12 protein-coding genes are annotated in these 12,601 nt (G+C 45.0%); all 12 read left to right on the top strand.

Translation table 11 applies throughout. From position 1 onward, the window contains the following. Positions 1-6: 6 nt before the first annotated feature. The 12 genes from flhA (at position 7) to CS562_RS02060 (ending at position 12,575) form a co-directional block, all read left to right on the top strand. Entirely contained in the window at positions 7-2,040 is a 2,034-nt protein-coding gene (gene flhA / locus CS562_RS02115) for a flagellar biosynthesis protein FlhA (protein WP_099853283.1), read from the top strand. Continuing rightward, a complete protein-coding gene (gene flhF, locus CS562_RS02110; protein ID WP_099853281.1) occupies positions 2,037-3,392 on the top strand; it encodes a flagellar biosynthesis GTPase FlhF in 1,356 nt (451 codons plus the stop codon). The genes flhA and flhF overlap by 4 nt, the downstream gene beginning before the upstream one ends. Further along, positions 3,389-4,276 carry a MinD/ParA family protein gene (locus CS562_RS02105; RefSeq protein ID WP_099853278.1) on the top strand — a complete coding sequence of 296 codons (888 nt, stop codon included), beginning with the start codon at positions 3,389-3,391 and terminating at the stop codon, positions 4,274-4,276. The genes flhF and CS562_RS02105 overlap by 4 nt, the downstream gene beginning before the upstream one ends. Before the next feature lie 33 nt (positions 4,277-4,309). Continuing rightward, positions 4,310-5,746: a protein-glutamate methylesterase/protein-glutamine glutaminase gene (locus tag CS562_RS02100; RefSeq protein WP_099853276.1), complete on the top strand. Its 1,437-nt coding sequence runs from the start codon at positions 4,310-4,312 to the stop codon at positions 5,744-5,746. 32 nt (positions 5,747-5,778) lie between these two features. Then, entirely contained in the window at positions 5,779-7,848 is a 2,070-nt protein-coding gene (locus CS562_RS02095; protein ID WP_099853273.1) for a chemotaxis protein CheA, read from the top strand. Positions 7,849-7,890: 42 nt separating this feature from the next. Beyond that, positions 7,891-8,352, top strand: coding sequence for a chemotaxis protein CheW (locus tag CS562_RS02090; RefSeq protein WP_063566392.1), 462 nt, complete (start codon positions 7,891-7,893; stop codon positions 8,350-8,352). Positions 8,353-8,389: 37 nt separating this feature from the next. Continuing rightward, complete coding sequence (locus CS562_RS02085; RefSeq protein ID WP_090807429.1) at positions 8,390-8,983, top strand: chemotaxis protein CheC; 594 nt, start codon at positions 8,390-8,392, stop codon at positions 8,981-8,983. Further along, positions 8,976-9,473, top strand: a complete 498-nt coding sequence (locus CS562_RS02080) for a chemotaxis protein CheD (RefSeq protein ID WP_063566391.1) — start codon at positions 8,976-8,978, stop codon at positions 9,471-9,473. Before CS562_RS02085 ends, CS562_RS02080 begins: the two co-directional genes overlap by 8 nt. 3 nt (positions 9,474-9,476) lie before the next feature. Continuing rightward, positions 9,477-9,920: a hypothetical protein gene (locus CS562_RS02075; RefSeq protein WP_076289519.1), complete on the top strand. Its 444-nt coding sequence runs from the start codon at positions 9,477-9,479 to the stop codon at positions 9,918-9,920. A 15-nt stretch (positions 9,921-9,935) separates the two neighbouring features. After that, entirely contained in the window at positions 9,936-10,724 is a 789-nt protein-coding gene (locus CS562_RS02070; protein WP_072732409.1) for a FliA/WhiG family RNA polymerase sigma factor, read from the top strand. 74 nt (positions 10,725-10,798) lie between these two features. After that, a complete protein-coding gene (locus tag CS562_RS02065; protein ID WP_099853270.1) occupies positions 10,799-12,208 on the top strand; it encodes a flagellar assembly protein A in 1,410 nt (469 codons plus the stop codon). A gap of 52 nt (positions 12,209-12,260) precedes the next feature. Next, on the top strand, positions 12,261-12,575 hold the full coding sequence (locus CS562_RS02060; RefSeq protein WP_076289521.1) for a hypothetical protein: 315 nt from the start codon (positions 12,261-12,263) through the stop codon (positions 12,573-12,575). The last annotated feature ends 26 nt before the right edge of the window (positions 12,576-12,601 follow it).

The following is a 12,601-nucleotide window of genomic DNA, read 5'->3' as shown; positions in this document are numbered from 1 at the left end:
CATTCATTGAAAACAAAAGATATAGCTGTCCTTGCGGGTATCATCGGCATCGTGTTGATGATGATTCTCCCGATCCCAACCTGGTTGTTGGACATGTTGCTTGTCATCAATATCTCACTTGCACTGATGATACTGCTTGTTGCAATGAACAGCAAAGAAGCGCTACAATTTTCCATCTTTCCTGCATTATTGCTGATCACGACGTTGTTTCGATTAGCACTCAACATATCGACAACGAAGCTGATTCTGGGAGAAGGAGACGCTGGTTCGGTAGTTGCTACCTTTGGTAGCTGGATAGCTGGTGGACAGATTGCAATTGGATTCATTGTGTTTCTGATTCTCGTCGTTGTTCAATTTATCGTTATTACGAAGGGATCGGAGCGTGTAGCTGAAGTAGCAGCACGATTTACCCTCGATGCGATGCCTGGTAAACAGATGAGTATCGACGCAGATTTGAATGCCGGTTTGATCAACGAGCAGCAAGCACGTGAACGTCGTTCCAAAATTGAACGTGAAGCTGATTTCTACGGGGCCATGGATGGAGCAAGTAAATTTGTAAAAGGGGACGCCATTGCAAGTATTATTATTCTCCTGATCAATCTCATTGGTGGATTTATCATCGGGATGACAGTACATGGTCTTGCTTTTGCCGATGCGTTGTCCACCTATTCCGTATTAACTATTGGGGATGGCCTTGTGAGCCAGATTCCAGCACTTCTGATATCTACAGCAGCAGGTCTTATCGTAACAAGAGCATCATCGGAGGGGAATTTGGCCGATGACATTACGGGGCAATTGTTTACATACCCGACGCTCCTTTATATTGTAGCTTTTGTAATAGCAATGCTCGGTTTTTTCACACCGATTCATATTATTACAACGTTGCCGCTCGCAGGTTTGCTGGCTTTTGCCGGATGGAGGATGCAGAATAATCTCAATCAGAAGCAAGAGGCAGAGGAGCAAATGGAAGAGGAGCAGCAGATTGAAGAAGTTAGAAGTCCGGAGAGTGTAATCAACCTTCTTCAGGTTGACCCAATTGAGTTTGAGTTTGGTTACGGTTTGATTCCTCTGGCTGACAATCAGCAGGGTGGAGACTTATTGGATCGGATCATTATGATTCGTAGACAGTGTGCTCTTGAACTGGGGTTAGTCGTTCCGGTTATCCGGATTCGGGATAATATCCAATTAAGACCGAATGAATATGTCATCAAAATTAAGGGTAATGTTGTTGGCGGCGGAGAACTGTTGTTGAATCATTATCTGGCCATGAGTCCGGGTTATGAAGAAGAATCTGTTACAGGGATCGAAACGACAGAGCCAGCTTTTGGTCTTCCAGCATTATGGATTGACGAAGTAACCAAAGACAGAGCTGAACTTGCAGGATATACGGTTGTAGATCCTCCTTCAGTTGTAGCTACACATCTGACTGAATTGATTAAGAAGCATGCGCATGAGTTACTTGGCAGACAAGAAACGAAAGCACTCGTGGATAATCTCAGAGAGAATTATGCTGCGCTGGTGGATGAACTCATCCCATCCGTCCTGTCCATCGGAGATGTACAGAAAGTGCTCGCCAAGTTGTTGCGAGAGAAAGTTTCCATTCGTGATATGGTTACAATCTTCGAGACACTGGCGGACTACGGAACGTACACCAAAGACCCGGATGTACTGACAGAATATGTGAGACAATCCCTTTCTCGTCAGATTACCCAGCAATTCTCCCAAAAAGGAGAGACGCTTAGAGTTATCACTGTTGGACCTGGTCTGGAGAAGAAAATTGCCGAGAGTGTACAGCAATCCGATCAAGGCAGTTATCTTGCACTGGATCCGGCTTCAACACAAAGTGTATATCAAAAGTTGACTGAACAAGTCAATCGATTGATCCAGTCGGGCCAGCAGCCTGTTGTATTAACTTCTCCAACCATTCGTATGTATCTGCGTCAGGTGATTGAGCGTACCATGCAGGATATACCAGTGCTTTCCTATAGTGAGTTGGAGCCGAATGTTGAAATTCAAAGTGTCGGGGTGGTGAACTTATGAGAGTAAAACAATACGTCGTTGAAACCATGCCCGAAGCTATGCTTCAAATTCGCAAAGACCTGGGAAGTGATGCCGTCATCCTGTCCACCAAGGAAATTAAGGTGGGGGGGGTGCTGGGGATGTTCCGTAAGAAAAGGATTGAAGTTGTAGCTGCTGTAGATAAGGAAGAAAAAAAACAGACTACAAATCAAGTTCAAAATCAATTTTCACCCGTACCTCGCTCATTTGTACCTGAAGCATATCGACAAACGGCTCGTTCGTTTGTCGTTGCTTCTGACGAATCAGCTGCGAGTATCGCTGAAAAAAATGTGCAAGAGAAAACTTCGGATGCCACAGCTGTGTCTGAATCGAGTAAACTCGGTTCAGACATGAGCAACGGCAGATCTTCTTTGAGTATCGAGCATAAACCGCGACCGCAAGGGGCGGATTTTTCGGGTTTAACATCAGCCAGTGGGCAGCAGGAGCAGGCGAACGATCTGCAGCAGGGCCAACTAATGTCTGAATTACAGGAGCTCAAACTGATGATGACCAAGTTGTCTAAGCAAGGAGCAACGGCAGATCCGTTATCTGAGGAGTTTCATGCCCTTCGAGAAAGGTTGATGGAGCAAGACATTTGGCCAGAAGTATGGGAATCTTGGTTTGAGGTTGTTCAGACAAATCTCTCTGAAAAAGAATTAGATGAAGTAGAAGCTGTTCAAGCAGTGCAATTGGAAATATCACATTTTTTGGAGAAACGTATCGACGTGGGCATTTTGCCAACCACACGCATTGTGTATGTAGCTGGGCCAACTGGCGTTGGTAAAACAACGACCATTGCCAAGCTGGCTGCTGAACAGATGTTTAACAAACAGCGAAAGGTAGGGTTCATCACTTCCGATACCTATCGTATCTCAGCTGTAGAACAACTTAGAACGTACGCATCCATTTTAAATGTCCCGCTTGAGGTCGTACAATCCCCAGGTGATACACAACGTGCGATCTCCCGTCTTGAGGAATGTGATCTGATCTTCATGGATACAGCCGGAAGAAACTACAGAAATGAGCTGCTTGTTTCAGAACTGCAAAGTTTACTCGCACCTGTGGAAAATAGTGAAACTTTTTTGGTTTTGAGCATGACTTCCAAAAGTTCCGATATGGTGCAAATAACCGAGCATTTCAGTAAATATGGGCTGGATAAGGTTATTTTTACGAAGATGGATGAGACCGGAAGCTGCGGCCCTATGTTTAACCTACTGCATCGTTTTCCACTTAAACTTGCTTATGTGGCGAACGGACAAAATGTGCCTGATGATTTACTTAAACCTGATGCGGATTCTCTGACCAAACAATTGTTAGGAGAGCTTGTACGATGAAGGACCAGGCAGCCTCACTCAGAAGTATGGTCTCCATGCCTAACGGAGTGGAGGGAAGAGGTCGTGATTCACGCTCCTCCAAAATCATAACCGTTGCCAGTGGAAAAGGAGGGGTTGGTAAATCCAACTTCACACTTAATTTTGCACTGAGCTTACAGGCAATGGGGCAGAAGGTATTGGTGTTTGATGCAGATATAGGGATGGCTAATATCGATGTCCTAATGGGAACCTCATCTCCCTATAATCTGTACCATCTGTTATACCGACAGAAATCCATACAGGAAATCATACAGCTTGGTGCAAGCGGGTTGCCTTATATCGCCGGAGGTTCGGGGATGAAAGAATTGTTCTCATTGTCAGATCGAGATCTGGAGTTTTTTGCTGGACAAGTTGAAGAAATTGCACAGGAGATGGACTATGTCATTTTTGATACTGGGGCAGGACTTTCCAGAGAAAACATGAAATTTATAGGTGCAGCCGATGAATGCCTGATCATCACCACACCTGAACCAACTTCAATAACCGATGCTTACGCTTTAGTTAAAGTTATGCATGGCCAGGAAAATGCCACACCCTTTCGGATGATCGTTAACCGGGTTGAAGACCAGCAAGAGGCGGAAAGGGTGGCGGATAAAATAGCTGGAGTGGCTAAGAGATTTTTACAGATCGATATCCCCCTGCTTGGATATATTTCCGAAGATGCCCAGGTTGTAAAGGCAGTTAAAAGGCAAGTGCCATACAGTCTGGCATATCCGAATGCAAAAGCTTCCAGGGATATATTGAAACTCGCACATCACTATTTAGCTGCACCTGCTGCTCCGGGATCCGAAACCTTGACAGGAATCAAAGGATTTATGAAAAAGTGGCTAAAGCGGACAACATGATTTCTGAATAAAGGAAACAGGGGTGGAAACAACATGGCGGTGTATCAAGTATTGGTTGTCGATGATTCCGCTTTTATGCGTAAAATTGTTTCAGATTTAATTGAAGCAGATTCGGAGTTTAAGGTTACGGCAACAGCGTCAAATGGTAAGGAAGCTATTCAAAAAGCAAAAGATTTGAAGCCCGATGTCATCACAATGGACGTTGAGATGCCTGAAATGAATGGGTTGGACGCATTAAAATCGATCATGAAGCAATCTTTCGTCCCGGTGATTATGCTTTCAGGTATCAATGAACAAGGTATGAAAGAGACCATCATGGCGCTTGAGGCCGGTGCGTTTGACTTCATTCGTAAGCCATCGATTGTGCATGATCAGGATATTGCCCAAGTCGGTAAAGCACTGGTTGAGCGGATGCGAGCAGCTATGGATGAAATCAAGCGAAAAGCCGATCGTGAAGCATCCATGAAGAAACGGGATGAAGCACAGAGCAAACTGCTGCAACAGTCTCAGCGAGTTCAGGTTGATCCTTCTTTACCAGATCGTAAAGGTCTTTTGAAGAAAACGATAGAACCTGCTCAGCCAGGAACACGTCTAGGTAGCGGACAAACTGAATCCTTACGAGCAAAACCAAAGCATCCCATTATTCCACTGACGAAGCAGAATACGGGACGCCTGGACAAAAAGCAGGAGCCTTTGCGAGATTCAAATCGAGCTTCGGATGCCAGCAATGACAAATTAGCAAAGCTAAACAAGCCAACGCAATCTCCTAAGGAAAAACGTTTGTCCAATATATCTCGATTGGCAGAACAGGAAACTGCTGCAGCTTCAGCTGATCCATCCAAAGATATTTCGAAGGTAATTCCTTCTCATAAGGGAGCAGGGCCGGAAGGATCATTCAACAAACTTGTGGCTATTGGTTGTTCAACTGGTGGACCGAGAGCCCTCAAGACTTTGCTGGAGCAACTGCCAGGTGATTTACCTGCTCCAGTCATTATTGTACAGCATATGCCCCCTAACTTTACTCGATCCCTTGCCCAGCGATTGAATACGTTCAGTGAACTGCATGTGGTCGAAGCTGAGGAAGGCATGGTTTTACGAAAAGGAACGGCCTATATTGCTCCTGGCGGCTTCCATGTCAAAGTCAACAAAACTGCTGATGGAAGGTTCACCATAAAGCTGACAGAGGAAGAACCAGTCAATGGACACCGGCCCTCAGTAGATACGATGTTTGAGTCGCTGCTGCCGTACACGTCATTGCAACGACATTTGGTTTTGCTGACAGGGATGGGCAGTGATGGTGCTCGTATGATGAAAAAATTGTATGAAGCGGGTGTCACATCAACCTTTGCAGAGAATGAAGAAACTTGTGTTGTTTATGGTATGCCGCGTTCTGCTGTAGAGCTGCAATGCGTGCGTCATCTTCTACCCTTGCAGGAGATTGCGCCTAAACTTGTTCAAGCTGTGAAATAAACGGAGTAAACTCATGGAGGAGGTGCCTCACAATGGACATGAATCAATATTTATCTATGTTTATTGATGAGTCTAATGATCATCTGCAGTCCCTTAACGAAAATATGCTTCAACTCGAAGGCAGTCCGGAGGATCTGGGAATTGTTCAGGTCATATTCCGCTCTGCTCATACATTGAAGGGTATGGCTGCTACAATGGGGTTTGAGGATTTGGCATCATTGACGCACAAAATGGAAAATGTGCTGGATCTGGTGCGTAACGAAAAGTTGAAAATGCAGGATTTCATTTTTGATACCCTGTTCAAAAGTTTGGATGCCTTGGAGAATATGGTTCAGGATATTACCGGAGGTGGAGAGGGGAAAGCAGATGTCTCCTCCATCGTAGCTTCTCTCCAAGCCATTGAGAGTGGTGAATGGACGGGAGGTACTGCTCCAGTAGCCGAAGTAAATCAATCATCAAGCACAGTAACACCAAGTGCGGTTGAACTGGACGAATTCCAGTACTCCGTATTGGATCAGTCCATAGCTGAAGGTCACCGTGTGCTCTATATTGAAGTTCTTGTCAGCGAGCAGAGCCAACTGAAGGGCGTACGTGCATATATGGTCTTCGATCTGTTAGAACGCTCGGGTGAAATTGTTAAATCGTTTCCAACCGTTCAGGATATTGAGCAAGAGAAGTTTGAGCGCAGTTTTTCGTTGTATTACATAACAACCAAAGAGGCGCAGGAACTTGAAAAAGGCATTATGAGCATCTCTGAAATTGAAAGTGCCAAGGTCATTCAGCTGGATCAAGAGACTCTTCAGCAAATGACCAATCAGGCAGCGGCAACAGCTGAAGTGGAAGCTGCACCTGTTCCTGCTCCAGTAGATGCATCCCCGGAATCGGATTCTTCATCGAAAGAACCAAAGAAACTGGCGGCCACTAAAACTGCACCTAAACAAGCTGCTGCACCTTCACGTACCATCCGTGTGGATATAGAACGTCTGGATGTACTGATGAATTTGTTCAGCGAGTTATTGATTGACCGTTCACGCCTGGAGCAGTTGGCCAGTGAGACGGGTAATAATGATTTATCGGATACTGTAGCTCATCTGAGCAGAGTCAGTACAGATTTGCAAAATATTGTACTGAAGTTGCGGATGGTCCCTGTAGATACCGTATTTAACCGTTTCCCGCGAATGATTCGTGACCTTGCTAAAACACTGGACAAAAAAATCGATCTGGTCATTACGGGTGCCGAAACGGAACTTGATCGGACGGTAATCGATGAGATCGGCGATCCGTTGGTACATTTGCTGCGTAACGCAGTTGACCATGGTGTTGAATCGATCGCAGAGCGTGTAGCAGCAGGTAAACCTGAATTGGGAACAGTTAACCTTCGGGCCTTCCATAGCGGAAATCATGTATTTATTGAGATCGAAGATGATGGTAAAGGCATTTACCGGGACAACCTTTTGAGAACAGCAGTCAAGCGTGGAGTTGTTACCGAAGAACAAGGTGCCAAGATGAGCGATGATGAAGTGAACCAGTTGCTGTTTGCACCAGGCTTCAGTACCGCTGATAAAATCTCGGATATCTCCGGCCGTGGAGTAGGCTTGGATGTTGTAAAATCCAAAATCACTTCTCTTGGTGGTAATGTAACCATTCATTCGACACCGGGTAAAGGGACGAACTTCTCTGTTCAGTTACCATTGACCCTGTCCATTATCGCTGCGATGCTTGTTCGACTGGGATCCGAGAAATATGCCGTTCCTTTGTCTTCCATTGTGGAGACAGCCATTGTACAGCGTGAACAGGTTCGCAACATTCATGGTAATAAAATGATCACATTCCGTGAGTCTCTAATTCCGTACCTGTCGTTGAGCGAAGTTTTTGGAGTGCCTGATTTCAATGACGCGGATGAACAAGAAACTGAAATCGTGGTCATTCGCAAAGGTGAACGTCTTGCAGCTGTAGCCGTTGAAGAATTTATTGGACAGAGTGAGATTGTTCTTAAATCGATGGGTACTTATCTTCCTGCCATTGAAGGAATCTCTGGTGCAACGATTCTGGGAGACGGACAAGTAGCTCTGATTCTTGATCCTAATGCATTTATTAAATAAGCACACAAGATAAGTCTTACATTTAATAGGGAGGTTTTTTACATGGAAGAAGAGTTGAAAGTCATTGTCTTTAAATTAGGATCCGAAGAGTATGGTATTGAGGTAGACAAGGTTCAGACGATAGAGCGTATGATGCCTATTACCCGTGTTCCTAAGACCTTCTCTTTTGTAAAAGGAGTTATTAACTTACGCGGTGTTGTTATTCCCGTCATTGATCTGCGTGGTCGATTCTCTTTGCCGGAAACAGAATATACCGATCAAACACGTATTGTCATTGTAGGTGTAGACGACATGCAAGTTGGCTTTATCGTTGACTCTGCCAATGATGTTATTGACATCAAACGTGATGCAATTGATAGTCCGCCTGAAGTGGTTGGTGGAGTTAAAGCAAGATACCTGCGTGGTGTAGCCAAGCTGGAGGATGCTCGCTTGTTGATTATGCTTAACCTGAACGAAGTATTAAATAAAAGCGAGGTTGTACAGCTGGAAAGTATTGAGGGCTAACACCGTGGAACTGTTCAACCGATTTGAGGGATTCCAAATGGATGTGCTCAAAGAGGTCGGTAACATTGGAGCAGGCAACGCCGCAACGGCGTTGTCTCAGCTTCTTAATAGACCGATTGACATGGGTGTACCTACAGTGCAGATGCTTCCTTTTGAAGAAGTTGCTGAAAAAGTGGGCGGGGATGAACGTATTGTTGTTACTGTATTTCTTCGTGTTGAAGGCGAAGCGCCAGGCAATCTGTTCTTTATGATGGCACCTGAGGCTGCCAAAATGCTGTTGAACCGTCTTGCTGGTTTTGATCTGAAGGAAGGTCTTGCATTCACGGAAATGGAACAATCGGCTCTATCCGAAATCGGAAATATTTTGGCGGGTTCATACCTTTCTTCATTGGCAGATTTCACTAAACTATCTATGTATCCGACTGTTCCTGGACTTGCTATTGATATGGCAGGAGCCATTTTGAGTTATGGTTTGTTGCAGTTTGGTGAAATGGGCGACGATGCATTATTGATTGACACTTCTTTCTTTGAAGGCGAAGATCAGGTAGAGGGTCAATTTTTCCTGATTCCGGATCCGCCATCTTTTGCTAAGATATTTGAATCTCTAGGGGTGCCACTGGATCATGATTGAGGACAAAAGCGTCGTTAAAGTCGGTATGGCGGATTTGAACATTGCTCATCTTCCCGGCGTAATCCGTACGACTGGCTTGGGCTCTTGTGTAGGATTAACAATGTATGATCCGCATTTGAAGCTTGCCGGAATGGCGCATGTCATGCTCCCCACTTCAGAGATTGCTCGTGAAGGAACTTTGAACAAAGCCAAATATGCGGATACGGCATTGCCGGAATTGTTACAAAGAATGATACAACTCGGTGCATCTCGTTCACGTATTGTGTCCAAAATGGCTGGAGGGTCTCAGATGTTTGCCTTCGCGGGAGCAGGGGATACGATGCGTATCGGACCGAGGAATGCGGATTCTTGTCGTGAATGGTTAGAAAAGCTTGGGATTCCACTTCTTGCCGAAGACACCGGTGGGAATTACGGACGAACGATTGAAATGGACTGTGAAACTGGACTTTTGACTATTCGAAGTGTCCAAATGGGTGTAAAGGAACTATAAGACATGATAGGAAACTACCGTATTAATCTTGGAGCAGGCATAGTCGGATTTATTCTGACTTTTTTTGTAGCATACAGCAGCAATGTGTTGATGACCAGCTTAATACGCGGGTTGATCGGCTTTGTAGCCTGGTTTGTCCTTGCTTATGGTTTACGCTGGGGACTGGGATTGCTGCTGAACCCTTCAGTAGAGGGGAATGGGTATGGTTATGATTCACCGGGCGCTCAAGAACTAAGAGGTTCACAGGTGGACATTAAACTCGAAGACGATGGACAAGAACTGAATGACTTGCTCAAACATGGACAGAACGCCTCCTCTGGGGAGAACCTTCCACCATCTGAGACGAAAGCTCCAACGGGATTTGCCCCTTTGGATCCGCCTAAACTTGTCCGGACCAAAGAGCCGGAGGAGTTGGCGCAGGCCGTTCGTCACCTGACAGACAAATAAGGAGGGTGAAAGCAATTGAACGAGCGTAAAGCTTCACATTTGAACCACGCTGACTTGTGGGAAAAGTGGAAAGAACAAGGCGATCTTGAAGCCAAGAAAAGTTTGATCGAAAAGTATCTTCATATTGTAAACTATGTATCCGGGCGTTTGGCTGTTGGTCTGCCCAAAAATGTCCCGAAAGATGATCTGGAGAGCAATGGAGTTATGGGATTGATTGATGCGTTGGAGAAATTTGACTATGAACGTGGTCTGCAATTTGAGACGTACGCATCATGGCGTGTGCGCGGTGCAATTCTTGATGGTTTGCGTCAAGGAGATTGGGTTCCTCGTTCCGTGCGGGAGAAAGCAAAACGAATTGAAGATGCTTACCAGCAGCTAGAGCAAACATACTTGCGTTCTGTTAGTGATGAAGAAATGAGCCAGTATCTCGACGTGTCTACGAAAGACTTTCAACATATGCTTCAAGAAGTGGCAGTTATGTCGCTTTGCTCTCTGGAAGACCCAATCCGGGAAGAAGAGTCCGAGACTCGACTTTCATTAATGGTCGATGAAAAAGCTAAAAACCCGGATTACAAAGTAAATGAATTCTACTTAAAAGAAGCTTTAGTGCAGGGGCTTGAAAAATTGACGGTCAAAGAGAGAACGGTTGTTTCACTTTTATATTATGAAGATCTCTCTCTTAGTGAAATTGCTGAAGTAATGTCTCTTTCTCCGTCACGTATCTCGCAATTGCACTCAAAGGCCATTTTACGATTACGTGGAACACTGGATAAACAGAAAGACTTGCTTATGCGTAAAGATTAATATAGTAATATATGAATAGAGAGTTTTAACATAGGATTTGGGGAGTGGAAAGTCTAAAAGGGGGAAGAAATGCATTGACACAGCGGACTGTTTTGGAACAGTGTTTGAGCATTGTTTTATCAGATGATAAAAGTACGGCCTACCTTGAATTTTCCAAACAGGAAGATGATTTTGCCTGCACACCGGAACAGCTCGAAAAATATTTAGCGAGTCAGGGGATTAAGTATGGTGTGCTGCGCGAAGCGTTGCTTGTTTTTGTGAGTCATCCTGAGACGTATATAAAGGAACAATACAAGATTGCCGAAGGTATAAAACCAGTACAGGGAACGGATGGATTCATCAAGGTATTGGTGGGCATGGACGATTCCAATGAACGGCGACCTTTGGAAGCAGAGAATGGAACAGTCGATTACAAAGAAGTGACTCGCTTAAACAATGTTCGAACAGGTCAAATCATTGCCGAACGAATTCCTCCTGTGGATGGCACGATGGGAAGGGCTGTAACAGGTGAAGAAATACCGTTTCGTCCAGGGAAAGAAGCACGCTTCAAAGTGGGGAAAAATGTTGTCGTTAACCCTGATGGATCCGCGATGTATGCCGCTCTGGATGGATTGGTTACCAAAACAGAAGGCAACAAATTGAATGTGTTTCCGGTGTACGAGATCAATGGAGATGTGGATTATAACACTGGTAACATCGATTTTGTGGGTACAGTTGTCATCCGCGGCAATGTGCTTACCGGATTTAAAGTAAAAGCTGCGGGGGATATACGTGTCGTCGGAGGTGTCGAGGGGGCGGAGTTGGAAGCTGGTGGCTCTGTCGAAATTACTGGCGGTATTATTGGTTATAACAAAGGGCTTATACAAGCAGGGCATAACGTGAAATGTACCTTTATTCAAGAAGGCAACGTCGATGCGGCTGAAAATGTACTGGTATCCCAAAGTATTATGCATTCCACGATTCGTGCAGGTCATGCGGTAATCTGTGAAGGTACCAAAGGACTTATCGTCGGCGGGTCGATCCAAGCTGGAGAAAAGGTCTCAGCACGCGTCGTCGGCAACAGTATGTCTACTGTGACTTCCATTGAAGTAGGGGTACTGCCTAAGCTCCGTAATGAGTTGAGTGACTTACGTAAGGAAGTCAAAGAGCAGATGGATGCTTTGGATAAAACGAAAAAAGCTTTGACATTATTGGATCAGTTAGCTGCTGCAGGCCAACTGACCCCGGATAGAATGTCCATGCGAATCAAACTGAGTGCGACTCAAAAATCTGCCCTTCGTCTTAGCGAGGAAACGAAAACACGCATCTTTGAAATTGAGAAGGTTCTTGAAGATACAAGTAGGGCTCGCGTCGATATCCATAAGATGATTTATGGAGGCTCTAGAATAGTTATCGGCAGATACACCAAATTTATTAAAGATCCGGTAAGTCGAATATCTTTTTATTATCATGATGGGGATATAACGATGGTTCCATTCGTTTAAGTACAGCATTCAAGCACATAAAGAAATCCATTCGATACCGTGAGGTGAGCGTATGAGTTTCAAAGCAGTTGAGTTGCAGATTGCCGTACCTAGAACAAGTGAGGCGGGGCGTTATCAGAATGAAGCCCAGCAGAGACCGGTCATTGACCAGAACCTGCTAGCGGAACAAACGGCCAAAGAAGCAAATGAAGCAAGGCAACGAAGCGAGGCGCTGGATGAAACAGCGCACACAGATGTACGCGATGGTCAATCTAGAAACAAAGAGCAGCAGAGCGGCTCCAACGAACCTGAAGTTACTTCAGCGCTGGAAACTGTCAAACCTGCTGAGCATCCCTACAAAGGAAAACATATTGACCTGTCGTTGTAATGGATGACATGTGACTCACATGTAGT

It is taken from the genome of Paenibacillus sp. LK1 (genome assembly GCF_002750415.1).
Taxonomy (GTDB): Bacteria; Bacillota; Bacilli; order Paenibacillales; family Paenibacillaceae; genus Paenibacillus; species Paenibacillus taichungensis.
Note: the sequence above shows the minus strand (reverse complement) of the source record. Positions and strands in the feature narration are given on the sequence as shown.

Excerpts from the sequence above, each read along its gene's own strand:
- CS562_RS02105 (WP_099853278.1), top strand. The coding sequence starts at position 3,389 with ATGAAGGACCAGGCAGCCTCACTCAGAAGTATGGTCTCCATGCCTAAC.
- CS562_RS02060 (WP_076289521.1), top strand. The coding sequence starts at position 12,261 with ATGAGTTTCAAAGCAGTTGAGTTGCAGATTGCCGTACCTAGAACAAGT.
- CS562_RS02075 (WP_076289519.1), top strand. The coding sequence starts at position 9,477 with ATGATAGGAAACTACCGTATTAATCTTGGAGCAGGCATAGTCGGATTT.
- CS562_RS02085 (WP_090807429.1), top strand. The coding sequence starts at position 8,390 with ATGGATGTGCTCAAAGAGGTCGGTAACATTGGAGCAGGCAACGCCGCA.
- CS562_RS02080 (WP_063566391.1), top strand. The coding sequence starts at position 8,976 with ATGATTGAGGACAAAAGCGTCGTTAAAGTCGGTATGGCGGATTTGAAC.
- CS562_RS02100 (WP_099853276.1), top strand. The coding sequence starts at position 4,310 with ATGGCGGTGTATCAAGTATTGGTTGTCGATGATTCCGCTTTTATGCGT.
- CS562_RS02090 (WP_063566392.1), top strand. The coding sequence starts at position 7,891 with ATGGAAGAAGAGTTGAAAGTCATTGTCTTTAAATTAGGATCCGAAGAG.
- flhF (WP_099853281.1), top strand. The coding sequence starts at position 2,037 with ATGAGAGTAAAACAATACGTCGTTGAAACCATGCCCGAAGCTATGCTT.
- CS562_RS02095 (WP_099853273.1), top strand. The coding sequence starts at position 5,779 with ATGGACATGAATCAATATTTATCTATGTTTATTGATGAGTCTAATGAT.